Source organism: Enterococcus sp. DIV1089c (assembly GCF_050530965.1).
Lineage (GTDB): Bacteria > Bacillota > Bacilli > Lactobacillales > Enterococcaceae > Enterococcus_B > Enterococcus_B hirae.
The window spans coordinates 317,501-343,926 of record NZ_CP172888.1; the positions used below are offsets into that span (position 1 = coordinate 317,501).

22 protein-coding genes and 1 pseudogene (1 of these 23 cut by a window edge) are annotated in these 26,426 nt (G+C 38.1%); 16 read left to right on the forward strand and 7 right to left on the reverse strand.

Annotated features, from left to right (window positions below; all coding sequences use genetic code 11):
* The 4 genes from IGL30_RS01505 to IGL30_RS01520 all read right to left on the reverse strand — a co-directional run.
* Positions 1 to 259, reverse strand: the 5' portion of a protein-coding gene (locus IGL30_RS01505) for a glutathione peroxidase (RefSeq protein WP_123875106.1). The gene continues 212 nt to the left of window position 1, outside the view; 259 of the gene's 471 nt are visible here — the first part of the coding sequence; the start codon lies at positions 257 to 259; its stop codon lies beyond the left edge, outside the window.
* A gap of 218 nt (positions 260 to 477) precedes the next feature.
* Positions 478 to 936, reverse strand: a complete 459-nt coding sequence (locus tag IGL30_RS01510) for an S-ribosylhomocysteine lyase (protein WP_010720211.1) — start codon at positions 934 to 936, stop codon at positions 478 to 480.
* A 163-nt stretch (positions 937 to 1,099) separates the two neighbouring features.
* On the reverse strand, positions 1,100 to 2,248 hold the full coding sequence (locus IGL30_RS01515) for a cystathionine gamma-synthase (RefSeq protein ID WP_430618463.1): 1,149 nt from the start codon (positions 2,246 to 2,248) through the stop codon (positions 1,100 to 1,102).
* Between the two features lie 55 nt (positions 2,249 to 2,303).
* Positions 2,304 to 3,221, reverse strand: a complete 918-nt coding sequence (locus IGL30_RS01520) for a PLP-dependent cysteine synthase family protein (RefSeq protein WP_430618465.1) — start codon at positions 3,219 to 3,221, stop codon at positions 2,304 to 2,306.
* Between the two features lie 357 nt (positions 3,222 to 3,578).
* Between IGL30_RS01520 and efp the strand changes: the two genes are divergently transcribed.
* Positions 3,579 to 4,142, forward strand: a complete 564-nt coding sequence (efp, locus tag IGL30_RS01525) for an elongation factor P (RefSeq protein ID WP_010720208.1) — start codon at positions 3,579 to 3,581, stop codon at positions 4,140 to 4,142.
* Positions 4,143 to 4,195: 53 nt separating this feature from the next.
* Here efp and IGL30_RS01530 read toward each other — a convergent pair whose 3' ends face one another.
* Positions 4,196 to 5,686 carry a helix-turn-helix domain-containing protein gene (locus IGL30_RS01530; RefSeq protein WP_430618467.1) on the reverse strand — a complete coding sequence of 497 codons (1,491 nt, stop codon included), beginning with the start codon at positions 5,684 to 5,686 and terminating at the stop codon, positions 4,196 to 4,198.
* Between the two features lie 354 nt (positions 5,687 to 6,040).
* Here IGL30_RS01530 and IGL30_RS01535 point away from each other — a divergent pair, with 354 nt between their 5' ends.
* The 14 genes from IGL30_RS01535 to IGL30_RS01600 all read left to right on the forward strand — a co-directional run bounded on the left by IGL30_RS01535 (position 6,041) and on the right by IGL30_RS01600 (position 23,777).
* The gene (locus tag IGL30_RS01535) at positions 6,041 to 9,547 is read left to right on the forward strand and encodes a SpaA isopeptide-forming pilin-related protein (RefSeq protein ID WP_409541707.1); all 3,507 of its coding nucleotides are present in this window, start codon (positions 6,041 to 6,043) and stop codon (positions 9,545 to 9,547) included.
* The gene (locus IGL30_RS01540) at positions 9,547 to 10,956 is read left to right on the forward strand and encodes a SpaH/EbpB family LPXTG-anchored major pilin (protein ID WP_034866076.1); all 1,410 of its coding nucleotides are present in this window, start codon (positions 9,547 to 9,549) and stop codon (positions 10,954 to 10,956) included. The genes IGL30_RS01535 and IGL30_RS01540 overlap by 1 nt, the downstream gene beginning before the upstream one ends.
* Positions 10,953 to 12,830 (forward strand): SpaH/EbpB family LPXTG-anchored major pilin, encoded by a 1,878-nt coding sequence (locus IGL30_RS01545; protein ID WP_123875102.1) that lies wholly within the window; start codon positions 10,953 to 10,955, stop codon positions 12,828 to 12,830. The genes IGL30_RS01540 and IGL30_RS01545 overlap by 4 nt, the downstream gene beginning before the upstream one ends.
* Positions 12,831 to 12,863: 33 nt before the next feature.
* The gene (locus IGL30_RS01550) at positions 12,864 to 13,691 is read left to right on the forward strand and encodes a class C sortase (RefSeq protein ID WP_123875101.1); all 828 of its coding nucleotides are present in this window, start codon (positions 12,864 to 12,866) and stop codon (positions 13,689 to 13,691) included.
* A 98-nt stretch (positions 13,692 to 13,789) separates the two neighbouring features.
* Positions 13,790 to 14,437, forward strand: coding sequence for a PAQR family membrane homeostasis protein TrhA (gene trhA / locus IGL30_RS01555; RefSeq protein ID WP_025480259.1), 648 nt, complete (start codon positions 13,790 to 13,792; stop codon positions 14,435 to 14,437).
* A 374-nt stretch (positions 14,438 to 14,811) separates the two neighbouring features.
* Positions 14,812 to 16,059, forward strand: a complete 1,248-nt coding sequence (gene lysA / locus IGL30_RS01560) for a diaminopimelate decarboxylase (RefSeq protein ID WP_123875100.1) — start codon at positions 14,812 to 14,814, stop codon at positions 16,057 to 16,059.
* Positions 16,056 to 16,862: a diaminopimelate epimerase gene (gene dapF, locus IGL30_RS01565; protein ID WP_053765851.1), complete on the forward strand. Its 807-nt coding sequence runs from the start codon at positions 16,056 to 16,058 to the stop codon at positions 16,860 to 16,862. Before lysA ends, dapF begins: the two co-directional genes overlap by 4 nt.
* Complete coding sequence (gene dapA / locus IGL30_RS01570) at positions 16,855 to 17,736, forward strand: 4-hydroxy-tetrahydrodipicolinate synthase (RefSeq protein WP_088745661.1); 882 nt, start codon at positions 16,855 to 16,857, stop codon at positions 17,734 to 17,736. The genes dapF and dapA overlap by 8 nt, the downstream gene beginning before the upstream one ends.
* Positions 17,733 to 18,440, forward strand: coding sequence for a 4-hydroxy-tetrahydrodipicolinate reductase (dapB, locus tag IGL30_RS01575; RefSeq protein WP_034699411.1), 708 nt, complete (start codon positions 17,733 to 17,735; stop codon positions 18,438 to 18,440). Before dapA ends, dapB begins: the two co-directional genes overlap by 4 nt.
* Positions 18,441 to 18,454: 14 nt before the next feature.
* The gene (gene dapD, locus IGL30_RS01580) at positions 18,455 to 19,150 is read left to right on the forward strand and encodes a 2,3,4,5-tetrahydropyridine-2,6-dicarboxylate N-acetyltransferase (protein WP_034699414.1); all 696 of its coding nucleotides are present in this window, start codon (positions 18,455 to 18,457) and stop codon (positions 19,148 to 19,150) included.
* Positions 19,151 to 19,164: 14 nt separating this feature from the next.
* Positions 19,165 to 20,166 (forward strand): aspartate-semialdehyde dehydrogenase, encoded by a 1,002-nt coding sequence (locus IGL30_RS01585; protein WP_088745660.1) that lies wholly within the window; start codon positions 19,165 to 19,167, stop codon positions 20,164 to 20,166.
* Positions 20,163 to 21,512 (forward strand): aspartate kinase, encoded by a 1,350-nt coding sequence (locus IGL30_RS01590; RefSeq protein ID WP_123875099.1) that lies wholly within the window; start codon positions 20,163 to 20,165, stop codon positions 21,510 to 21,512. Before IGL30_RS01585 ends, IGL30_RS01590 begins: the two co-directional genes overlap by 4 nt.
* Complete coding sequence (locus IGL30_RS01595) at positions 21,472 to 22,581, forward strand: M20 family metallopeptidase (protein ID WP_185068170.1); 1,110 nt, start codon at positions 21,472 to 21,474, stop codon at positions 22,579 to 22,581. Before IGL30_RS01590 ends, IGL30_RS01595 begins: the two co-directional genes overlap by 41 nt.
* Before the next feature lie 29 nt (positions 22,582 to 22,610).
* Positions 22,611 to 23,777, forward strand: coding sequence for a pyridoxal phosphate-dependent aminotransferase (locus IGL30_RS01600; RefSeq protein ID WP_088745658.1), 1,167 nt, complete (start codon positions 22,611 to 22,613; stop codon positions 23,775 to 23,777).
* Between the two features lie 163 nt (positions 23,778 to 23,940).
* Here the strand turns inward: IGL30_RS01600 and IGL30_RS01605 are convergent.
* A pseudogene (locus IGL30_RS01605) lies at positions 23,941 to 24,283 on the reverse strand (type II toxin-antitoxin system PemK/MazF family toxin).
* Positions 24,283 to 24,513, reverse strand: a complete 231-nt coding sequence (mazE, locus tag IGL30_RS01610) for a type II toxin-antitoxin system PemI/MazE family antitoxin (RefSeq protein ID WP_088745657.1) — start codon at positions 24,511 to 24,513, stop codon at positions 24,283 to 24,285. The pseudogene IGL30_RS01605 and the gene mazE overlap by 1 nt, the downstream one beginning before the upstream one ends.
* A 469-nt stretch (positions 24,514 to 24,982) precedes the next feature.
* On the opposite strand from mazE, the gene IGL30_RS01615 reads away from it, so the two are divergent.
* Positions 24,983 to 26,362: an FAD-dependent oxidoreductase gene (locus IGL30_RS01615; RefSeq protein ID WP_088745656.1), complete on the forward strand. Its 1,380-nt coding sequence runs from the start codon at positions 24,983 to 24,985 to the stop codon at positions 26,360 to 26,362.
* Positions 26,363 to 26,426 lie beyond the last annotated feature (64 nt).

Consider the following 26,426-nt stretch of genomic DNA (forward strand, 5'->3'; position numbering starts at 1 on the left):
TAACGCCATAGGTATTTCGACAGGCTTGAGCGGCATCGCTGGCAGAAGCAACTTCTTGTTTGAATTGGTTAGAAGGAAAACCTAATATAATTAATCCTTGAGATTGATAACGCTCATAAAGTTCTTCTAATTGCTCGAATTGCGGAGCTAACCCACATTTCGTTGCGGTATTCACGATGATCATCGGTTGATTCTTGTACTTATCTAATGAATAAGAGGTTCCATCTTCTAAAGTAACCATAAAATTATAAATACTCATCATCTTTCCTCCTCAGGATAGTTTAAAAGCTCCAAACATCAAACAAAATCATTTGTTTTCGTTTAGAGCTTAGCTAAAAATTATCTTCTACTGATAAATATGGTTATTTTGTAACTATTTGTCAAAAGTTTCGCTTATCGCTTATAAGGAAACGATTTGTTATAGAACATTGAAATGACATATCTGAGAATATATGGATTTCTCAATAGCTATGTCAATTATGCTTCTACTTGAGACCATTCATCACGTTTTTCTAAGAATTCACGAGCGAGTGCTTGCGCACCTTCCAATGTATGGCTAGCTGCCCAGCCACATTGCGTCTCGTTGCTTGCAGGGACTTCCGTCGCTTCAAGTACATCTTTCATTGTTTGTTCTAAAACATCTAAAATATCTTCGTAACTTTCATGGTTCAAAACAGTTAAGTAAAAACCTGTTTGGCAACCCATTGGTGACCAGTCAACAATATAATCAGCATGGTTACGGATCAATTCTGCAGTTAAATGCTCTAAAGAATGTAAACTTGGCATATCCATATGCTCTTTATTAGGTTGTTTGAAGCGAACATCATATTTGATAATGACATCGCCGTGTTCCCCAGTTTTTTTATCAGCTACTCTGATATAAGGTGCTTTTACTTTTGTGTGATCAAGATTAAAACTTTCTACGTTCATTTTCATGACTTAAGGCTCCTAACTATTGGTAATCATTTTTGTTTATCGGAATCAAGTACACATCTACTAGAAGAAACTTCGATAAACACAGTGCTTCCAATTAGATTCTAACACTTATTGCTTTGTAGGTGTAGCAATCTGAAATGAAATTTATCTTTTCTTTCATTCGCTAATTTTCTTTTAATTGCTGAAATGCTTGAGTTAAATCTTCAATAAGATCATCCTCATACTCAATTCCCAGGGATAAGCGGATCAATCCATCTTTGATACCTGCTTTTTCCCTTTTTTCTTTAGGAACGGAAGCATGAGTCATCACTGCGGGAAGTTCGACTAAACTTTCCACACCACCTAAGCTTTCTGCCAAAATAAACAATCGGAGAGATTCAACGAAAGGAATCGCAGCCTGTTCATTTTTTAGTGTAAAAGAAACCATGCCACTATAACCACTCATTTGTGCTTGCGCAATTTCATGATTTTTATGAGCGACCAAACCAGGATAAAAGACTTGTTCAACTTCAGGGCGTTCTTTTAAGAAGTGTGCGACCGCAAAAGCATTTTTTTGATGTTCTGCCATTCGTACACTTAATGTTTTGATTCCTCTTTGAAGTAGCCAGCTGTCTTGTGGCCCTAATACACCGCCAATGGCATTTTGATAATAGCCGATAGCATCCGCTAAGGTTTCATTATTTGTAGTAACCAAACCTGCTACGAGATCACTGTGTCCTCCGAGATATTTTGTCCCGCTGTGCAAGACGATATCTGCCCCTAAGTCAAGTGGTCTCTGGAAATAAGGGGTGGCAAAAGTATTATCAACAATTGTTATCAGTTGGTGTTTTTTTGCTAGTTGACTATTTTTTTGGAGATCAGTGATTTTTAATAACGGGTTACTTGGAGTTTCTAAATAAAGTGCTTTTGTATTGGGTTGAATGGCTTGCTCTACTTGTGCCAAATCACTCGTATCGACAATTGTATATTCCAGACCACTTTTGGTTAGGACTTGATCAAAGAGTCGAAAAGTACCACCATAAACATCATCACCTAATAAAATGTGGTCTCCTGATTGAAAAAGAGAGAAGACTGCATGAATACCGGCTAATCCAGAGGCAAAAGCAAATCCTTTGATTCCACCTTCCAACTCAGCAATCAATTCTTCAAGGGCAAAACGTGTGGGATTCCCAGAACGAGAATATTCATATTGCTTGGGATTTCCCACGCTATTTTGTCGATAAGTGGATGTTTGATAGATCGGAACACTAACTGCTCCAGTAGTAGGGTCTTCACTGATTCCGCCATGTATTAGTTTTGTTTGAATATGCATTATTTGTTCCTCCTAATTTTTTATATCTGTATTTCGGTCAAAACGACTATTTGTTTTATGAATAGATTCCTTTTGATAAATAACGGTCTGCTCCATCTGGGAAAATAGTTACCACTGAACTTCCTAAAGGTAATCGTTGGACTTCATGTAAGGCTGCCGCAAAAGCAGCGCCGCTAGAACTGCCAACTAGTATTCCTTGTTGCTTGGCTAGTTGCTTCGTGTAAGCAAAGCCTTCTTGATCAGAAATCGTTTCAAAACCATCTATGGTGATTCCAGAAAGAAATGGTGGGGTAAATTCAACGCCAATTCCCTCGATCTTGTGACTATGAGCAGTACCACCATTCAAAATTGAGCCTTCTGGTTCGACACCAATTAAACGAATGTCTGCATTTTGTTCCTTTAAATATTTAGCGGTGCCCGCAAACGTACCGCCACTACCAATCCCCGCTACAAAGCTAGTGATTGGTTTTGTAAGTTCTTGACTAATTTCCGGTCCGATCGTCTGATAATAGGCCATGGGATTCGCCCAATTCTCAAATTGCATTGGTAGAAAGCTGTGAGGAATGGTTTTCGCTAATTCTTTACTTTTTTCAATCGCACCAACGATGCCCAGTTCACTTGGTGTGTGGATGATTGTTGCGCCTAATGCTTTCATCACTTGTTGTTTTTCCATACTGAATTTTTCAGGAACAACAAAGATTGTTTTGATAGAATAACTTAAAGCAGTTAATGCTAAACCAATTCCAGTATTACCAGCAGTAGGTTCAATAATTGTTGTCTCTTTTGTGATCTGTCCGGTTTGAATCCCTTGTTGGATCAGATAATGACCGAGTCGATCTTTGATACTTCCGCCGGGGTTCAAATACTCTAATTTCGCATAAATAGCTGAATGTTGGGGCATAGGATAATCTTTAGCAGTAAATTTAAAAAACGGGGTGGATCCAATTGCTTCGGTGATTGTTGTAATGATCATAATTCCCTCCTAAAAAAATAGAATATAAAAAGGAGCTGACTATTAAATCAGCTCCTTGAAAAAATCATGAAATAAGTATTGGAAAACGGAAGAAGGCAATACCAATTTATGAAGGGCTATTAATAGACATGACAAATCGTATGCTGCTTTTATGCACCATACAACAACAAATATTCATTTGTTTTGATTTGCTGTTTGTCATGTGAAGTCCCTCCAAAAATGAATTTCATTAAAAATAGCATGATTAAACGAGAAAGTCAAAGAGTAAAACTTAAAAATAGATAATTCCCTAGTTTTCTAAGCGGTTGTCTGATACAATAAAGTTGATTATGATTAAGTTAAGAAGGAGCAAAAATAATGATCTCAGCAAGTGATTTAAGAGCCGGTATGACATTTGTTCAAGACGGTAAATTAATTAAAGTTTTAGACGCAAGCCACCACAAACCTGGTAAAGGAAACACTGTGATGCGTATGAAACTAAAAGATGTTCGTTCAGGAGCAACATATGACACAACTTTCCGACCAGAAGAAAAGTTTGAAAAAGCACATATTGATACGAAACCAGTACAATATTTATATACAATGGACGACACAGCATTCTTTATGGATCTTGAAACATATGAACAATATGAAATTCCAGTAGAGACTGTAGAAGAAGAAATGAAATATATTTTAGAAAATATGGAAGTAAAAATTCAATTCTTCGGCAGCGAAGTGATTGGTGTTCAACTTCCAACAACGGTTGTTTTGCGTGTTGTTGAAACACAACCTTCAATTAAAGGAGCAACCGTGACTGGTTCTGGTAAACCAGCTACAATGGAAACAGGTTTAGTCGTTAACGTTCCAGACTTCATCGAAACAGATGAACTACTTGAAATCAATACAACAGAAGGCACATACGTAAAACGTGCATCAAAATAACAATAAAGGCTTTTGTTCAAGATCCAGTAGGATACTTGAGCAAAAGCCTTTATTTATAGCTGTTTTTTTAATTTTTCATGGTGGGCATGTGAAAGTCGTTGATACAATGCCGTTTCAAAATCATTGTAACGACAAAAATCAATGACCGCATATTTTGCTGGGTCTAGCTCTGGAGGAATAAACAAGGGTGAACCAATAATAAAAAAATCATACTGTTTCGTGAGTGGCAGATGGGCTTTTTCAATCTCGATAAAAGGAATCTTTTCACCTAGATTAAATATCTCATAAGTGATCAAGTATTCTGAAACGTTGATAAAGCCAACTTTCAATTTATAGTCTTCTTCCATCTTGGTATAATACGGATAAAGTAAACAAGCTTGGATGAAAGCTAATTCACTACTACAATTTTTTAACCAAAGGAAGTTTTTACGATTCGCAATCTTTTTCCAATAACTTTCGATTTTAGTAGCTAAAATTTGGATCATAGGATATTTCTTTTGGATATACGTAGAAATAAAAAAGGTTGTTAAAGGGATTTTTTGTTTGAATACAGTAAAATTCAACAATGAAAGGTAGATATTCGCATGAAGGGAAGGCTCTTCATGAAAGTTGAAATTACTAATATATTTTTGACAATGCGTTTCAAACTCTTCCAAGACTTTTTTTAAATGGTTGTTCGCCTGCAGATAAGAATGTTCCACGATTGGTAATTGGACATCTGATTTGGAATTTAGAAAAGGCCAATAATAGAACAAATAAAAAAGGGAATTGATTTCTAAAATATCGAGCTTCAAATTAGCAAGTTGAAAGAAATCATAAAAAAATTCAAGATCTGTTCCACTAGGGATAAAAGAAGTGGGAGTTAATTCATAAATATCAGTGAAATGACCCTCTTTAATTCGTAAAAGATTGATTTTACAATGGAGCATAGCTTGCTTCTTGCCGATTGCATATTTATCTTTCAGGTGTTCCGCTTCGTATAACTCAAATAGTGCTTTTAAATCATCGCTAAAATAGAGATCATCTAGACTTTCACCTAATGAAACAAACCAAAAAAAGTTAAAAAACATAATCCGGATCAGCATTTCCGAACCTGTTAGTGTTAAGTTCGTTAAGTTCAAAGTGATATGATAGTCTTTAAAATACTGCGCTAATTTTTTGGTTTGGCGAAAACAAGTGGAACGGCTAATATAGTTGCGTTGACAAAAAGAAGCAAGATCTTCATCTTGCTTCTTGATGATACTAAGCAATAACTGATAAGGGATACTTTGTGTGGTTAAAAAATTTTGATATTGATTGTAATGGATCATTCTTTCACGAATGATCAACTTATTTTTAGCCGTTAATAATTGTTTATTACTTATCTTTGCCAAGTCTTCTTGAATAGAAACAAGGATTTTTTTTAGTTTAACCATACTGATTGTTGTTTCTAAGTTTTCTCTTAGGTTATCGATCAAGTGCTCTCCTGGAGATAACGTCAATAGTTGACCATAAACAGCTAATTTTCCTCGCGAATGATCATCTAACAATAATTGCTCGATCAATAAATCACCATCTTTTCTAATTTAGTATTATTATTATTAACTCATTTTTATCATCTTGTAAATATGTATCTCAGATTTTTATATTTTTTCAGTAATTGTAGAAATGAGAAGAAAGTCAGTGTTTCAAAACCAAGTCTATTCGATCAGTTATTTTGAAAATATAAACTACATCATTATATAAAAATAACAGAACGTTTATAGATATATTTTTTACTTACATATCTTCTATAGATTTAATATAACTAAAAAATCCACTTAAAAATTGAATGAGAATAAAAAGAGAAAAAATAGAGGTTTTTTCTCTTTTTTTATATTATCTAACTGAATTTTAAATAATTTTTAAGGAGGATATCTATGAGAAAGAAACAATTATTCTTTTTGTTAGGGTCTTTAGGAATCATTGTTGTACTCAATTTTTTCTTTCAGAATAGGAAACTTGTCGAAGCAAGTAATGAGGCTACTATGGAAATAATGGCTAATGAATATGGCCAAGTCCAAGCTCATCAATCTGCGGAACAATTGACCATCGAATTAGGGCTTTCTGAGAATGACCAAGGACATAGATACTTGGTACGGGTTATTGATTCAGAAACAAAAGAAATGCTTCTACCAATTCCAACAACTGAATATACGGAATACCTTAATGAAACTAGTGGAAAATGGCTCACAACTAGCCAATTTTTCAAGCAAGAGTATCACGAGAAGTGGATTTTTGCAGGCATCAAGCAGAATCAGTCAGTTGACGTAGAAGTTTTAGTGGAACAACAAACGGCAGAAAATGAGCAAGGAAAAGCACTCACGCCGATTGTGAAGGAATCATTTAAGTTTCTGGAAAATAATACATTAGAGCAACAAAGTAATAAGGAAACTTCGCTGGAAACAACGGAGCAATCGACTAAATCTAACGAAGCAGACACAAAGGAATCAACAGAAAGAGGAAATGAAGAACAGCAAGCAAAGGAACAAGATCTTGAAGAAGAGACAAAAGAAGAGGTTGTACGTCCGTTTGAATTTCCCGCTTTCTTTTCTGCTGGAAATAATAAACAAATTGTCACACCTATCGTACCAAATTATACCAACGATTCTACTGGGGTCTACCCACAAGCAGCGTGGCAGCCGACAGGAAACGAAACGGTTCTCAATCATCAAGGAAATCAAAATGGTCAGTGGGATGGTGTGACGTCATGGAATGGCGACCCATCTAATCGGTCAAATTCTTATATTGAATACGGGGGAACAGGAGAAGAATCCTCTTATGCTATTCGTAAATATGCACGAGAAACGGCTACACCAGGATTATACGATGTTTTTTTAAATGTACGTGGGAACGTTCAAAAAGAGTTTTCACCTGTAGACGTTGTATTAGTAGTTGATTGGTCAGGCAGTATGAATGAAGACAATCGTTTGGCAGAAGTGAAACGAGGGGTCAATAGTTTTGTAGATACCCTTGACCATAGTGGTATAGCTGAAAAAATCAATCTTGGCTATATTGGGTATTCTAGTGTGGGTTATAACAACGGTTCAATCCCACTAAGTTCATTCAATTCTGTAAAAAATCAGATTAAAGCGATCACTCCTTCAACGACACAAGGGGGAACCTTTACTCAAAAAGCGTTGAGAGAAGCTGGTGAGATGTTGGCTGAACAAAATAATCATGAAAAAGTGATTGTGTTATTAACGGATGGTGTGCCAACCTACTCCTATCACGTGAACAAAGTGTTTACAGAACAAGATGGTAGTTATTATGGAACTGAATTTAGCGATGTACGAGAAGGAGCCGGAAATACTTCTCTTTTGAGTAGATATTACGATGTTCCCGATCAAAACAATCGAGAGAAGCAAATTCGGAGTACGTTTATAGCGACGATTGGCGAAGCATTAGCGTTGAAAGAACGAGGAATCAAGATCCATGGCTTAGGAATCCAATTGCAATCAGATATTCCAGCTGGCTTATCAAAAGCTGATGTGGAAATAAATATGAAGAAAATGGTATCAACGGATGAATCTGGTCAATTCTATTACGAATCGGCTGATCGTGCCACAGATATTTCTGATTATTTAGCGAAAAAAGCGGTCCATATTGCTGGAACCATCAGTAATGGAAAAGTGATTGATCCGATTGCTCAACCCTTTGTTTACGAAGAAAATACCCTCACGATCAAAGATGTAGGGAAAAATGCTGTCGCAGTAATGCCTACGATTGGTATTTCTGGTTCAACGATCCAAAGCAATCAACTATATTTAGGGAAAGATCAGGAAATCCAAATCCATTATCAGGTACGAATCCAAACTGAAAGTAAAACGTTTAAACCCGATGTATGGTACCAAATGAATGAAAAAACAACCTTGCAACCGACGGCGGATGCTTCAACAATTGTTGAATTTGGCGTTCCTTCCGCAAAAGCACCAGGCGTAACATTGTCTTTCACAAAAGAATGGGAAGAATATGATCATGATACTAGCCTACGACCAGATCACATCACTTATGAAATAAAACGAACGCCAACAACAGATAAAAATAGTTGGCAAACTGGATTTATCCAGTTAAATAAACCAACTAATGATACCGAGGGAACTTGGAGACGTGAAAACATCAAGTTACTCTCAGCAAGTAATGGCACTGACTATCAAGAAAACATGATGTTGCCAAAATTTAATAACCAAGGACAAGCGTTTAACTATCAAGCAAGTAACGAAATGACCGTTGAAGGCTATGAGGCTGCTAAAGTCAACGATACGACTTGGAAAAACACTAAAAAGTTTACACCATTTGATTTGAACATCACCAAACATTCTTCATCTGGAGCAAAAAATCTTGTAGGAGCAGTTTTCGAATTAACTGGTCAATCTAAAACGATCCGCTTGATCGATAACAAAGATGGCAGTTATCACTTGCCTGCTGATGTTCGACTAATGAAAGGGGAAACCTATACGCTTACAGAGGTACAGGCACCAGACGGACATGAACTTGCTCAAAAAAACACCTGGAAGATTGCGGTATCAGCCGAAGGAAAGGTAACGATCGACGGACAATCCGCAAAAATCGAGGAACAGGCGATTCTTCTAACGATCGAAAATCCTTTCAAAAAAATTCCTTTGGCGATTCACAAATATACGCTTCATAGGTCAGAAAAAGTCCACTTAGCAGGGGCTACTTTTGAATTACAGAAAAAAGATGCTGCTGATAGTTATCGAACAGTAGCGACAAAAGTATCGGAACTAACGGGACTGGCTCAATTTACAGTAGAGGAACCAGGAGAATATCGAATGGTAGAGACGAAAGGACCCGTTGGCTATGATACGATTGCCGGGAATTATGAATGGACGATTGATCAATATGGCACGATCCACTATGAACATGAAAATGTTGAGGTAGATCCGCAGTGGACATTACAGCATCAAAACCATCTCAAACCTTTTAATCTTACGGTCTATAAAAAACAAGATAACGGGCAATCATTAAAAGGGGCTAGCTTTAAACTAGAGGGAGAAGGGTCAAGTGTCGAACTACCTCAAGCAGGTGAATCAACGGATACATTTACATTTGAAAACCTTCAACCTGGTTCTTACACGTTAACAGAAACCAAAACACCAGATGGGTATCAAGGATTGAAAAAGCCAGTCTTGATCGTTGTGAAGGAAGATGGAACAGTGACCGTGGATGGGTCCAAACAAGAAAGTGGATTAGTAGCTGGAGCCGAAAATAATCAAATTACGTTAACGATTACCAATCAAGTCAAAGTTCCTTTACCTGAGACTGGCGGAATGGGTCGTATCTGGTTCTATTTAGCTGGTTTCCTTGCGATAAGCAGCACATGTTTCGTTGCCTTTTTCAAAAAACAAAGAAAGGGCGTGGCGTAATGAAAAAAAGAATCTGGTATATCTTGTTCCTCATTCCGCTGTTGTTGACGATTGGATCGCAAAGAAGTGCGGCTCAAAATATTCCGAACCAATCTTCGAATGAGCAGGTACAGATTATCTTGCATAAACTTCTGTTTACGGAAGGGAATTTACCTGATCCACAAAAAAATACGGGTGAAGAGCAAGTATTCTTCCAAGAAGCTCAGGGGCTAAATGAGGTGAGTTTTTCGGTTTATGATGTCACAGCTTCTTTCTATCAATTGAGAGAACAAGGGATCGATGTCACAACAGCGCAACAACAGTTAGCAAAAAAGGGACAAGAGATCGGAACGTTTGTAACAGAACAAATCACCAAAACCGTTGGTAACGAAGCTGGTATCGCTCAATTTCAATTACCAAAGCAAGATGCACAAGGAAGAGATCAAGTGTATCTTTTTCAAGAAACGAAGACACCAGTAAACGTCAAAGAAAAATCAGCCAATTTAGTTGTGGTACTCCCAATTAATAATGAGCAAGGTCAAGAATTGAAGACGATTCATTTATATCCTAAGAACGAAGAAACGACTCCACTTTCTTTTTTGGAAAAAAAGATCCAAGGAGATTCCAGTGTTTCGTTTGGTGAAATCGTCACTTATACAGTAGATACCATTGTTTCTGACTGTCAAAGCTATCAACTCATTGATGAAGCTGATGATCATTTGTTCTTCTTACCTGATACATGGAAACTCAAAATTGGCGGACAAGAAATACATTCCGGGTATAAGATGGTTTCTCATCAAAATGGCTTTGAATTGACATTGGCCAAAGAGACACTCCAAAAAATGGTTGGACAACCACTTTCGATTACCTATCAGATGCAAGTATCAGCGACAGCAATTCCAGACGAGGAATTGAAGAATAACGTCACGGTCACTACAGAACGTGAGTACCTCCAACGATCAACTGCCATCCGTACGGGAGGAAAGCATTTTTTGAAAATTGATAGTCGAAATCAAAGACCTCTACAAGGCGCTGTATTTCTAGTAAGAAATCAAAGAGGTAAATACCTTCATCAAACGAAGGAAGGCGTTACTTGGCGAATGAGTAGTGAAGGAGCGTATAGACTAACTTCCGACCAATCAGGGAATTTTTCAGTTCGAGGGTTGACCGACGGGAATTATTACCTTGAAGAGATCCAGTCACCGAAAGGTTATATCAAAAGTGAAGAGCTAATTCCTTTTGTAGTTGAAAAAAATTCGTTTCAGCAAAACGGACAACAGGCGGATCCTTTGAAGGTAAAGAATCGTAAAGCAGATTTCGGTTTGCTGCCTAAAACAAATGAAAAAAATAGCCAGTTTTATGTCATCGTTGGGCTAATACTAGTTAGTATCAGTCTGTGGAAATGGAGAAAGAAAGGTGAAAATAAATGAAAAAAGAGTGGAAAGCAATCGACATTTGTTGGGGAATATTATTCGTGTTATCAGCTGTTTTAGGTAGCTGGGTAGGGCAATCGCCTGTCTTTGCAGCTACCGATCAAGAAGTTGCACAAGTGATCTTGCATAAGAAAAAAGCACTTTCTTTACCCAATGTTATTCAAAACAGTGGGAAAGAGATGACAGAGTTTGACCAATATCAAGGTCTAGGAGATGTATCATTTACTGTTTATAATGTAACGAATCAATTTTATGAACAACGAAATAATGGTAAATCAGTCGAAGAAGCGCAACAAGCAGTTCAAGAACTGACTCCTGGAGAACCAATCACGTCGGGAACGACAGATGCACAAGGAAGCGTAACACTGGAATTGCCAAAATCTCAAAATGGAAAAGATGCGGTTTATGTCATCAAAGAAGAACCGAAAGCAGGGGTAGTCTCAGCTGGCAATATGGTATTGGCTTTTCCTGTTTATGAAATGATCAAACAACCAGACGGCTCTTATCAGTATGGTACAGAAGAATTAGACATGATTCATTTATATCCTAAAAATCTTGTTTCTAATAATGGGGTATTGCAAGTCAAAAAAGTGGGGACAGCCGAAAATGAACCATTGAATGGCGCAGTCTTTAACATTTCAAAAACCGAAGGAGCAGTAAAAAAATACCTTCATAGTGTGAAAGACGGGCTTTATACTTGGACAACTGATCAAACCGCTGCTAAATCTTTTTTGACTGGGAAAACGTATCATATCGGAACAGCTGACTTCATTGAAGAAAACAGTGAAAAAGGTCAGATGGAAATTTACGGGTTAGAAGTTGGCCACTACCTTTTGGAAGAAGTGAAGGCACCAGATAACGCCGCATTGATTGAGAGTCAAACGAAAACAGCATTTGAAATTACCGAAAATAATCAAACGCCTGTCGAAAAAACGATTAAAAATGATACATCAAAAGTTGAAAAAAGTACGCCAAAATTAAATGGCAAAGATGTAGCAATTGGCGAAATGATCCAGTATGAAATCAAGGTCAATCTTCCCGAAGGAATTGCTGATAAAGAAGGTTCAATGAACAAATACACGAAATTCAATTTAATCGATCAACACGATGCAGCATTGACTTTTCATCATGCAGTCAATGGCGCCAATGGCTATGCACTTTACGATGGAGAAACAACAATCGATCCAAGTCATTATACAGTGATTGAGCAAGAAAATGGCTTTACGGTGGCAGTTGATCCAGCGTATATTCCTTCTTTAACGCCTGGAGGAACATTGAAATTTATTTATTATATGTATTTGAATGACCAAGCAAATCCAACTACAGGATACCAAAATGAAGCAAATGTAGAAAACGACTATACGAAAGACCAAACACCACCAACTGTTGAAGTAGTTACAGGTGGTAAGCAGTTTATCAAAGTTGATGGAGCGGTTTCAACAAACCAACCGTTAGCAGGTGCTAGCTTTGTCGTTCGAGACCAAGATTCAAGTGAGGCGAACTATTTGTTGATTGATCCTCAAACGAAAGCCGTTAATTGGACGAAAGAGCAAGGAAAAGCGACTGTTTTTACTACTGAAAAAGATGGGTTGATTACCATCATTGGATTAGCTCATGGAACCTACTATTTAGAAGAAATCAAGGCACCAGAAAGTTATGTACAGTTGACCAACCGCCTTTCATTTGTAGTCGATGAACAATCTTATCATTTGTCTGGACAAGTCATTTCACCAGAAAAGGTACCAAACAAGCATAAAGGAACATTACCTTCTACAGGTGGCAAAGGGATTTACCTTTACCTAACAATTGGTACGATCTTATTAATCATGGGAATTGGTTATTTTGTAAAAGTAAAAAAATCCCATCATTAAAAGGAAAAACTAGTCAAAAAAGGATGACGATCAATGAGTAACAAAAAGCGGCGATATTTGGATAGTTTCATGACCTTGTTATTCATCACAGGAATCGTAATTTTTATGTATCCTTTTGTTAGTGATCGTATCAATGATTACCTGGATCAGCAAATCATTAGAAAATACCAACAACAAGCACAACAACAAAAGACAGAAGAGTTAGAGAAAATCCAACAAGAATATCTAGAAAAAAATCGAGAACTTGCAAAAAGTAATTCTTCCCCAGGCTCTGACCCATTCGCCGAAGAAGAACCGGAGAAGGTAACACAATCAACGATCCAAAAACATACCATTGGTGTGTTATCAATCCCGAAAATCAATGTGCGACTACCGATTTTTGACCAAACGACTTCTTTTTTTCTGGAAAAAGGTGCCTCTTTATTGGCAGGAACCTCTTATCCAGTTGGGGGTGAAAGTACTCATGCCGTTCTTTCTAGTCATCGTGGATTACCCAAAGCCAAACTATTTACGGATTTAGATCAACTAGAGAAAAACGATTTGTTTTTTATCGAAAGTCAGAATGGTAAATTAGCGTATCAAGTGGATCAAATCAAAATTATTGAGCCTACAGCTCTTGATGATCTGATGATTGAAAAAGGGCAGGATTTAGTTACATTATTAACATGTACCCCTTATATGGTCAATAGTCACCGGTTGCTGGTACGAGGACACCGTATTCCCTATGAAGATCAAGACATTGAAAAAGAAGACAAGAAAATCGATAGCCAAAAAAAACGATCTCTTTTGATTCTTGGATTCGTATTGATTGGATTGCTAGTGGTCGGGATAGTGTGTTTCATTTGCTATTTTAAACATTAAGTTTTAATATAGTTTTGAAAACTAGATGTAAAAGTCTTACAAACAGTATATAATAGGTTTATAAGAAGAAGGCATCAATGATTGGAGGAAATACAAAAATGGAAGTAGAATTTAGTCGGAAGTATCAAATAGTGAATGAAGTGTTGAATGCCGTCACCCATGGAATTGCAGCGTTTTTAAGTCTCATTTGTTTTGACTTGCTGATGGAACAAGCCCATTCAACCCTCGATTATGTTGCGTTTATCATTTATGGCAGTTCGCTGTTTTTGCTTTTTTTCAGTTCTACGTTGTTCCATAGCTTGATTTTTACAAAAGCAAAAAAAGTGTTTCAAATATTCGATCATTGTTCGATCTATTTACTGATTGCCGGGACCTATACGCCTTTTTGCCTGTTAATCGTTCAGGGACTTTCTGGTGTACTATTACTTAGTGTAATCTGGGCAACAGCAGTTATCGGGATCATTTACAAGTGTTTGACTTTAGCGAAAGCCAGTCAGGTTTCTAAAGTATCAACGATTATTTATAATGTGATGGGCTGGGGAATCGTGATCGTTTTACCGAAACTTTATCAAAACATCAATTTGACCGGTTTACTTTTATTGGTCGCTGGTGGGTTAGCTTACTCGATCGGCTCAATTTTTTATAGCATGAAAAGTAAGAGATTCACACATGTTATTTGGCACTTATTTGTGATGTTAGGTGCATCATTGATGTTTTTAGCCGTTTACTTTGGGTATGTGGTTTAAAAAAAATCAATTTAAGAATGAATTTTCTGATGAACAAAGGAATAGCTCTCCTTTTTACAACGAAGGATTAAATTAAAAAATACGTTTGGTTTCGATGGAATGATCGCAACCAAACGTATTTTTATTTGAGCGAGTAGTTGCTTTCACTAGATTGTATGATTGAAATAGTGAGATTTATGAGCATATCCATTGTTTTTTAATCTTTTATTCGCTAGTTTTGTATTTATACAAAAAAATGTATGAATGCACTTTTTTTTATTAAATTTATGAATATAGTAGACAATCACTGAGAATTTGTTTAATATTATTCAAATAAAATTCAAATCTTAATGAGAGAAATTTTAAAAAACATTGCGGAAAAGAGGTAGTCTCGAATGTCAGAATTAATGATCGGTGAAATTCCTGTTAGTCAATTAGTAAAACAATATCAAACACCCCTTTATGTTTACGATGAGAAGCAAATGGTGGAGAACATCAAGGCATTTAAACAAGGATTTCAATCAGATCATTTTAAGACAAAGATTTTATATGCATCAAAAGCATTTCAGACCGTTGCCATGTTAAAACTGATTCAATCACAAGGATTAGGTTTAGATGTAGTTAGTGGCGGCGAGATTTATACAGCTGTGTGTGCTGACTTTCCAATGGAAGAGGTCTATTTTCATGGAAACAATAAAACACCTGCGGAAATCCGTTATGCTATCGAAAATGGACTTGTTCATTTTGTAGCAGATAATCTCATGGAAGTTGAATTGTTAGTCGCACTTAGCCAAGAATATCAAAAAGAACTCCAGGTAATGATCCGGTTGAATGTAGGGATCGAAGCACATACGCATGAATATGTCGTTACCGCTCATATTGATTCAAAATTTGGTCTACTCTATGAAAGTGAAGAGTGTCAAAAAGCGATCCAATTTATTCAGGGTAGTGAATTTTTACAGTTAGAAGGCTTTCATGCCCATATTGGTTCGCAGATTTTTGAATTATCAGCCTGGATAGCAGAAATCCATAAACTGATTGGTTATCTTAAAGATTTTGATGAAGTACTTTCGCTAAATCTTGGGGGAGGATTCGGTATTCGTTATACCGAAAGTGATCAGCCATTGCCCATTGAAGAATCTGTTCGAGAATTAGTACGTTTTACGGAAGAAGCTTTAAAAAAACAAGGATTAGTAATCAATGAATTGTTGATCGAACCCGGAAGAAGTATCGTTGGGGAAGCAGGAATGACGCTTTATACGGTAGGATTTATTAAGCAAACGCCAAATAAAAAATATTATTTTGTCGATGGGGGAATGACCGATAATATCCGTCCAGCACTCTATCAAGCGAGCTATCAATGTGATCTGGCAACCAAATTAAGGGAAAAGAAAACCGAAAAAGTCACGATCGCTGGGAAAATGTGTGAGTCAGGTGATGTGGTTATTCAAGAAGCTCTTTTGCCTATCGCTGAACCCGGAGATATATTAGCGGTATATGCCACAGGCGCTTATGGTTATTCAATGAGTAGCAACTATAACCGAGCCTTGACGCCTGCTGTGGTATTCGTCAACGGTGAAACTGCTCGATTAGTGGTACGTAGGCAAGAATATGAGGATTTATTGCGAGGTGAAGTTCAATGATCCTGCATAAATATAATGGTTGCGGCAATGATTTTATCTTAATGGACTATGAAGAAGGTATCGATTATCACCAATTAGCCAGCAAGTGGTGTGGACAGGATCGTTTTGATACAGATGGGTTGATTGTCGTTCGAGAGCAACCTTTAACGATGCTTTATTTCAACAAAGATGGCAGTCAGGCGCCGATGTGTGGGAATGGGATTCGTTGTTTTGCTCGGCATGTATGGGATAAAGCTATGGTAGAAACTTCACCTTTCGACGTACACACATTAGCGGGTGTGATTTCCATTGAAATTTTGACAGAAGAACCTTTTTATTGTACCGCTCAGATGGGACAACCCGATTATTCGACAGAAAAGTTAGCGGTCAATCAAACAGAACCCATCGTGGATCAAATAGTACGTATTGGACAAGTGGATGTCCAGCTAACTAGTTTGTTTATGGGCACGATCCATACTGTTGTTTTTGTAGAGGATGCAAAAGCGCAACAAATGAAAGCGTTAGGGGAACAGATTTGTCACCATCCATTATTCTCAGAAAAAACCAATGTTAATTTTGTCCAACGAGTCAATGAACAGGAACTGATCGTACGCACGTATGAACGTGGCGTTGGTTGGACATTGGCTTGTGGTACTGGCTGTTGCGCGGCTTATGTCGTAGCTAGAGATCATGGATACTTAGCAAGTGCTAAGGCCATGATTCACTTAGAGCAAGGAGAGTTAATGATTACTGGGGAGACACAAATACAAATGACGGGACCAGCTGTTCATGAATGGTCACAAAAGGAGATGTCGTATGATTAAAGGTTCGATCGTTGCATTGATTACACCGATGGATGCGCTTGGCGAAATTGACTATCAAGGATTAGAGAAACTAATTGAGTTTCATCTTTCAGAAGGTACAGATGGCCTGTTAGTGTTAGGAACAACTGGGGAATCTTCGACGTTAACGCCAGAAGAAGAAGAGGAGATTCTACGTTTTACAGTAGCAAAAGTAAATAAAAGAATCCCAGTCATCGCAGGCGCAGGAACAAACGATACGAAAAAAACAATTGAAAGAGTCCAACGTTTAGCAGCGATTGGGGCGGATCAATTGTTAGTGATCACGCCTTATTATAATAAGACAAGTGATGCAGGTTTGTTGGCGCATTTTACTGCAATTGCTGACCAATCACCACGACCGATCATTTTATACAATGTACCATCTAGAACTGGAATGACGATCCCAATCCCAGTCCTGGAAAAATTAGCGACACATCCACGAATCAGCGGGATCAAAGAAGCATCAGGTGATCTTGCTTATGTGATGGCAGTTGGTCGTCTTTTGACAGACTCGTTTGTCCTTTATAGTGGCAACGATGATGCTATTTTGCCGATATTAAGTGTGGGTGGAAGTGGGGTTATCAGTGTTTGGGCCAATATTCAGCCTAGATTAGTCCATGAATTAGTCGCAACGTTTGAGCAAGGGAATCTTCGACGAGCGCAACAAATCCAATTAACTGCCTTACCATTAATCCATGCCTTGTTTAGTGAAACAAATCCGATCCCAATAAAAGCCGCAATGGAGATGATGGCTCTTCCTTCAGGTGCGTTACGGCTACCACTTGTTCCTCTGTCTGAGGACAAGCGAGGAGTATTACAGGAATTATTACCTATGAAAGGACGAGAACAGGTATGAAAATTGGTGTAGTCGGACATGGACGAATGGGCAAAAAAATCCAAGAAGTCATTGAATCTTATGAACATGAGGTCGTTTTTCCAAAGGTCTCCCTTAAAGAAGCGACTACTTTATCTTTTCCGAGTAATATCTCACTCCTTATTGATTTTTCTCACGCAGATAATTTGGAAAAAGTGCTAGATTATGGAGCAGCACACCAACTTCCAGTCGTGATCGGAACGACTGGCTATAGTGAGGAACAATTCCAGGCAATCGAAGCGTTTGGGCAACGTTTCCCCATTTTATACAGTGCGAACTTTTCTTTAGGGATTTTTGTCATGAATCAATTAGTGAAGCAGGCTGCTGAATTATTGAAAACATGGCAAATCGAATTGATTGAAAAACATCATGACCAAAAAAAAGATGCGCCTTCTGGAACGGCTCAATCACTACTCGCTAGTATGCAAGAAGTCCGCAAACTATCTCCTGTTTTCCAATGGAAAGATCAACCTAGAAAAACCGATGAAATCGGAGTACACAGTTTACGTATTGGTTCTGTACCTGGAGAGCACGAAGTTTTATTTGCATCTACGGATGAAGTATTATCAATCAAACATGAGTCGTTTTCCAATCAGATTTTTGCAGAAGGAGCAGTAAGTGCAGCTTTTTGGTTAAGCAATCAACCAGCTGGATACTATCAATTAGCAGATACTTTAGGTGGATAAAGGAGAGAAAGCAAATGGACGCACAAGCAATTATACGTTTGATTCAAACAGCTGATAAAAAAACACCGGTTAAAGTGTATTTAAATGTCACTGAACCAATTAAATTTGAAAAGTGTAAAGTATTTGGTCAGGGGAATAGCCAAATTATTTTCGGTGATTACCAAGAAATCGCACCAATCCTCGCAAAAGAATCCGCTAAAATCATTGAGATCGAAATAGAAGAAACAGCTAGAAATAGTGCCATACCTCTGCTTGATTTAAAAGAAATCAATGCTCGGATCGAGCCAGGAGCAATTATTCGGGATCAAGTAACGATCGGTGATCATGCGGTCATCATGATGGGAGCGATCATCAATATCGGTGCGGAGATTGGGGAAAACTCGATGATCGACATGGGGGCAATCTTAGGCGGAAGAGCGATTGTCGGCAAAAATTGTCACATTGGTGCGGGTGCAGTGTTGGCGGGTGTGATCGAACCGGCTTCCGCTCAACCAGTGGTGGTTGAAGACGGTGTCTTGGTGGGGGCGAATGCTGTCATTGTTGAAGGTGTCCGTATTGGCAAAAATGCAGTCGTAGCGGCTGGAGCAGTTGTTTTAGAAGATGTAGCCGCTGATACCGTAGTAGGTGGAACGCCTGCCCGAGTATTAAAAATCAAAGACGAACAAACGAGGGAAAACACCGCATTGATTGCTGCATTACGGGAATTATAGAGAGGATGAAAAAGATGCGCAAAATAGATACCTGTATCGTTGGAGCAACTGGTTTAGTTGGTCAAACGATGTTGAACGTGTTAGCAGAATATGATTTTCCGGTAGGTCGTTTGAAATTATTAGCATCCAAGCGTTCAGCTGGAAAAGTCTGTGTGTTTAAGGGGAAAGAATACACAGTAGAAGAATTAACAAAGACATCATTTGACGGGTATGATTTAGCGCTTTTTTCAGCCGGAGCAGAAATTTCACTTGAATTTGCGCCACTTGCTAGAGAACATGGGTTGGTCGTCATTGATAATTCTTCTGCTTGGCGAGAAGATCCGTCGATTCCGTTGATCGTTCCAGAAGTCAATCTAGCAGATCATGAAATGAACCGATTGATTGCCAATCCAAACTGTTCCACGATCCAAGCCGTTTTACCGTTAAAGGCATTGCAACAGACATTTGGTGTCAATCTCGTGAACTATTCCACCTATCAAGCGGTCTCTGGTTCGGGGCAACAAGGGCTAACTGATCTTCACGCCACTCAAAAAGGGCAGGAACCTTCGCTTTATCCGCATGATATCAGTCAAACAGTCATCCCCGAAATTGATGCACCGTTGGACGATGGGTATACGAAAGAAGAACACAAAATGATGGCTGAGACAAGGAAAATCCTGCATTTGCCTAACTTACCTGTCTCGGCTACTTGTGTACGTGTCCCCATCGAAGTTGGTCATGGTGTTTTAATCGCAGTCCAGTTGGCGCAGCCATTTTCACTTGCAGCAGTCCGTCAATGTTTGCAACATTTTCCGGGAATAACAGTCGTGGATGATTTGCCCAACCATAGTTATCCGACCAGTATCCTTGCTAAAGGAACAGATGAGGTATACGTCGGCAGACTCCGGCATGATCCTACATTGGAAAATGGGCTGTTGCTGTATACCGTAGCGGATAATATCCGTAAAGGCGCAGCTGCGAATGCTGTACAAATCGCCTCTGCCTTGTTATCACCAATCAGGGAGGTGATCCAATGAAAGTCGCAAAATTTGGTGGCTCATCGATGGCTCATGAAGAACAATTCAAAAAAGTAAAATCCATTATTTTAGCTGCTCCTGAACGAAGTGTGATCGTTGTTTCCGCTTTAGGAAAACGAACAAAAGAAGATGACAAAGTCACGGATCTCTTGTATTTGATCCATGCCTATCTTCATCATGGAGTCGATTGGACACCTTTGTGGGAAAGGATCTGTGAACGATTCATTCAAGTGAGAGATGTCTTGTCGTTGACTTTTCCGATTGAAGATGAATTGTTAGAGATCCAAAAAAAATTACAGCGAGAAAAAGTCTCACAGGATTTTTTGGTCAGTCGGGGAGAATATCTCACTGCGAAGTTATTAGCTGAATATGTTGGTTATACGTTTATAGATGCGAAAGAACTGATTTTCTTTGATTATACGGGTGAGATCGATGAAGAACGGACGAAACAAGTAATAATAACTATTTATCAAGAAAAAGGCCCACTAGTAGTCCCAGGATTCTATGGTGCTAATCCAGTTGGAAAAGAAAAATTGATGGGGCGAGGTGGGAGCGACATCACTGGCGCAATATTAGCCAAACTATTGAATGCCGACTGTTATGAGAATTGGACGGATGTTTCCGGGATTATGATGGCTGATCCACGAATCATTGACACGCCAAAAATCATCAAAGAAATTTCATTTAGAGAATTACGAGAGATGGCGTATATGGGGGCAAATGTTCTCCATGAATCAGCTATTTTCCCAGTACAAGAAGCAGGTATCCCGATTCAAATAAAAAATACGAACGATCCAGAGGCGCAAGGCACTAGAATTTCCAGCAAAGAAGTCGAAAAAGAAAATGGCTTAACAGGGATTGCTGGAAAAAAAGATTTTCTTTCGCTAACACTATTTAAACGACATATGTCTGATGAAATCGGGTTTATTTGGAAAGCAATGAGTGTCTTTGCGAATCATGGTATCTCGATCGAACACATTCCTTCGGGGATCGACAATATTGGAGTAGTCGTTTCAGCAGAAGCCATTGCAGATCAATTATTTTTGATTACCAAAGAGTTAAAAGAAAATTTGGGTGTCGAGGAAGTCGAAATTATCGAGAATCTGGCGTTGATCTCAGTTGTTGGCGGACCACATAAAGAATTGATTGGACTTTCTGGCAAAGTCTTATCCATCTTAAATCAATTAGAGATTCGGACATCGATCTTATCCCAAGGAGCACAAGAATTAAACTTGATCATTGGGGTAAAAAATGAAGAATATGAAACAGTCGTTAAAGGGCTCTATGAAGGGATGGTGAATGTCGATGTTAGCAAAACATCGCATGGCGTTACATCAAATTCCTGAAATCGGCTTTCATGAATTTAAAACCAAAGCGTATTTGCATGAACAAATCAAGGATCTTGGGGGAGTCCTGCATGAAATCGGCGAGACTGGTTTATTGCTTTATTTTGATTATCAACAAAACGAAACGATTGCTTTTCGGACAGATATTGACGCCTTACCGATCCAAGAAGAAACAAATCTTCCCTTTGCTTCTACTCATGAAGGGATGATGCATGCGTGTGGTCACGATGGACATATGGCAATGTTATTAGGGTTAACGGAATATATCGCAGATCATAAAGAACAGTTAATGTACAACGTTGTTCTGATTTTTCAACCTTCGGAAGAAATATCTGGCGGAGCGGAAAGTGTTATTCAAACAGGTTTGTTAGAGGACTATCAAGTCCAAGCGATTTTCGGGTTTCATTTATGGCCAGGTCTTCCCAAAGGCGAGATCTATTCACGATCGGGCGCCTTTATGGCACAAAGTAGTGAGACAGATATCATTGTCAAAGGGAGATCTGCCCATATTGCCTCTAGTGAACAAGGGATCGACAGTATCCGAGGAGCCATTGGTTTTATGGATGAAGTATACGAGTTGGAACAATCTTTACCTAAAGAATGGCGACGTTTAATAAAGTTTGGACAGATCACTGGTGGTACGATTCGAAATGTTTTAGCAAATGAAGTAACTATTTCAGGCAGCATCCGTTCTTATGATCAGCAAATCCAAGATTCGATCAAAGCACAACTGGCTGATTTAGCAGAGAAATTTCAAAAAAATTCGCAGGTATCGATCCAATTCCGTTATAATGATGGATATCCAGCGGTCATCAATGATCCTCACATATATACAGCCTTGAAGCAATCAGAAAAATTACATGAGCTTGAACAACCGGTCTTGCAAGCAGAGGATTTCGGTGTTTATACCCAGAAGTATCCATGTGTTTTTTTCTTTCTCGGTGTCGGTGATACACCAGCACTTCATGATGCACGATTTGATTTTGATATGGCTGTGTTAGAAAAGGGTGTCGCTTGGTATCAAACGATCCTTCATACAAAAGGACTTTTGCTAAAAAAGGATCAGTGACAAAGAAGTGATAAAAAGGAGAAAACCACATGAATTTAACCAATCGTTTTAATCACAGGCTTGCAAAAATAGCAGTGTCACAAATCAGAAGTTTTGACCAACAAATTTCTGCTATCCCCGATGTCATCAAGTTAACCTTAGGAGAGCCTGATTTTCCAACACCCGAACATGTTAAACAGGCGGGGATCACTGCTATTGAAGAAAATTATTCCCATTATACGGGGATGAGGGGACTACCCGAACTTTGTGAGGCTGCTTGTTTATTTCAAAAAGAACGTTATGGGTTGGTATACGATCCTCAAACTGAAGTACTAACGACAGTTGGTGCCACAGAAGCAATCGCTGCTTCTTTACTAGCGATTTTAGAAGAAGGCGACAAAGTATTGATTCCTGCGCCTGCTTATCCTGGCTATCAGCCGATAGTGGATCTTGCTGGAGCGGAATTGATCACGATCGATACGTCAGAAACAGGCTTTATCTGCCAACCAGAACAGTTAGAAGCAGCCTTTGCTATTTATGGCGACTCGATCAAAGCAATTATCTTGAACTATCCAAGCAATCCAACAGGAACACTGTTAACTTCAGAACAAATGGCAAAATTAGCTGAAGTCATCAAACAACGATCGGTCTTCGTGATCAGTGATGAAGTCTATGCAGAGTTGAATTATGTCGGAGACCATGTCTCGCCAGCGTCTTATCTTCCGGAGCAAACAATCGTGATTAGCGGTTTATCCAAATCTCATGCGATGACCGGCTGGCGGATCGGCTTTATTTTTGCTCAAAAATATGTGATTGATGAAATCATCAAAGTCCATCAATATTTAGTCACTTCAGCCACCACAATGGCTCAAAAAGCTGCGGTTGAGGCACTTACTACCGGAATGTATGATGGGGAAAAAATGAAAGAACAGTATGCGAAGAGAAGAGATTATCTTTTAGGTCAATTAAGTGAGTTAGGGTTTGAAGTCATACCACCTGATGGCGCCTTTTACCTGTTTTGTAAACTGCCAAAAGAAGTTACCCTAAATTCTTGGGAGTTTTGCTTACAGTTAGCAGAACAAGGCAGAGTCGCCTGTATCCCTGGTTCAGCTTTTGGACCAGAGGGTGAAGGCTATATTCGGATTTCTTATGCAAGTAGTTTGGCAGAACTTACGGAAGCTTGCCAACGGATTCGCCTTTTTTTAGCTGATATGTAATCAAAAAAAATGAAAAGCTACGTTCATTTTATTGAACGAAGTTTTTCATTTTTTGTTTGCTTTGTTGATTGAAAGAGGAACATTTGTCATTTTTCTTTTTTAATGGTGTACATTTTTTAGTTTTATTTGGCATAACGAAAGATTATGATCCAATTTAAGGTGCTTAAAATATATACTGGATAATCTGATCAATTTTAGCCATATCTTGTAAAGGTAAATTTTCGACCTTTTTGAGTTTTCTTTCCTTGAAATCAAGTGATTTTAATTGAGAAATAAGTACTTGTCCCTTTGTATCTAAATCTTTGGGAAGCGAATAGCGTGTCGGTCGATTTTTTATAGTAGAAGTAATTGGATAGATTATTGCAAACATTGTTGTGCAATTAAATTCATAACAAGATACAAACAATCCTGGTCTTTTCTTTTTGAATTTCTTTGCCTGTGGATGGATCAAAATCGATCCAAACAATATCCCCTTTTTTAGGAATATAATTTCTAGCTTTAGGCACTATAAAATTTCTCTCCCTTTAGGAGTTAAGTCTTTCCATTCATCTTTTTCGTAATACTCAGCTTCTTGTCCAGCACTAAATGGATCTTCGATTTTAGGAACTAATGTGATTGTCCCATCTTCAGAGTAGACAACAATATATTCTTGATTTTCTGAAGGTTTTTTACCATTGTCAGACGGTAGAGTAATTACTACAGAACCACCTTGTAATCTAGATTTTGTAATGAGCACATATACCACCTCTTTACTCTTATAGTACTATACAACATTAAGTAACGAAAATTTTTTCCTATATTTATTTGTAAATGTTAAGTGTCCTGAAACGATCTTTTTTGTACAATTATTATTTTTGGTATGTTTTTTTGTTTTTTTTCTAATTTCATGGTTGAGGAGGTCTATAGTACCAACTAACTTTATTAGTATGGAAAATGTCTTTTATATAAATTTTACAAGTTAAGTCAAGTGATATAATTGACAAATAATAGCATAACCGTTTTATTTTTCTGTACAGTTATTTCTTACTAAAAAATATTGCCATCTAAAAAGAGAGTTGATAAACATTTAAGTCAAAAAACTTAATAGAGAAAGTCTTATTTTTTCTGTCCAATGTTTGGGCATTTCTTTTGATTTATAAAAAATCGAGTGTTATGTTTGAATTGTTTAGAGTTATTCTAAATAATTGAACAAGGAGGTTTCATCAATGGAGAAAACAAAGGTTATTATTGTCGGCGCATCTCATGGCGGACATCAATCGATTTTAGAATTGCTATCTAGATATGGTGAAAATGTCGATATCACCTTATTTGAAGCAGGGGATTATGTTTCGTTCATGTCATGTGGCATGGAATTATATTTAGAGGACCAAGTGACAGATGTTAATGATGTACGAAATTTCAGACCAGAAAACTTTCCACAACCCAATGTTCACATTTTAAACAATCATGAAGTAAAAGCGATTCATGCAGACCAAAAGACAGTAACGGTGACTAGTATCTTAGATAAGAGTACCAAAGAGTATGAATATGATAAATTGATCCTAAGCTCAGGAGTAAAACCAAATTCATTGCCAGTACCAGGAACAGATTTAGAGAACGTTTATTTGATGCGTGGGTACGATTGGGCTACTAGAATCAAAGATAAATTAACTGATCCAGCAATCAAAAATGTAGCTGTTATCGGTGCAGGCTATATCGGGATCGAAGCCGCTGAAGCTTTTCAAAAAGCAGGGAAAGAAGTGACATTATTAGACGTGATTGAACGACCATTAGGCACTTATTTAGATCCGGAAATGACGGATATTTTAACCGAACATTTAAAAGAAAAGGGTATCAAAGTCGTGACGGGTGCGAAAATCACTGCTTTCACTGGTGAGCAACAAGTCGCTGCGATTCAAACAGCAGATGAAGAAATCGCGACAGATCTTGTGATTCAAGCAGCTGGAGTCAAAGCGAATACGGAATGGCTAAAAGGAGTCGTAGATTTAGATGATCGTGGTTGGATCGTTACCGATGAATATTTGCAAACCAATTTACCTGATGTGTATGCAGTAGGGGATGCAACCCTTGCTTATTCGATACCTGCCCGCTCAAAAATGCCGATTGCACTAGCAACAGTGGCAAGAAGAGAAGCACGATATGTAGTCAAACATCTATTTGAGGATACACCAAGCCAACCATTTGGAGGCGTTGTAGGTTCTTCGGCATTAAGTGTTTTTGATTATCACTTTGCAGCTAGTGGTTTGAATAGCTTTACCGCAGGAAAAGCAGGCGTAGCCATTCGCACAGCTTATTATGAAGATACTATTCGTCCTAAATATGTACCTGAAGAATATGGGAACACGAAAGTTTCAATCCAATTATTCTTTGACCCAATGACACATCAAGTCCTTGGCGGAGCTGTTTTATCTACTTATGATGTGACTGCTCAAGGCAACGTACTAGCGCTAGCGATCCAACAAAAACTGACGATTGAAGATTTAGCAGAAGCTGACTTTTTCTTCCAACCAGGTTTTGATCGCCAATGGAATATGATCAATCTAGCCGCGCAACAAGCATTGGGAGAAGAACCATTTGTAGAATAAAATCAAACAATTAGAGACATTCGTTAGACATGTTGTATTTTACGTAAAATATAAATGAACCGCC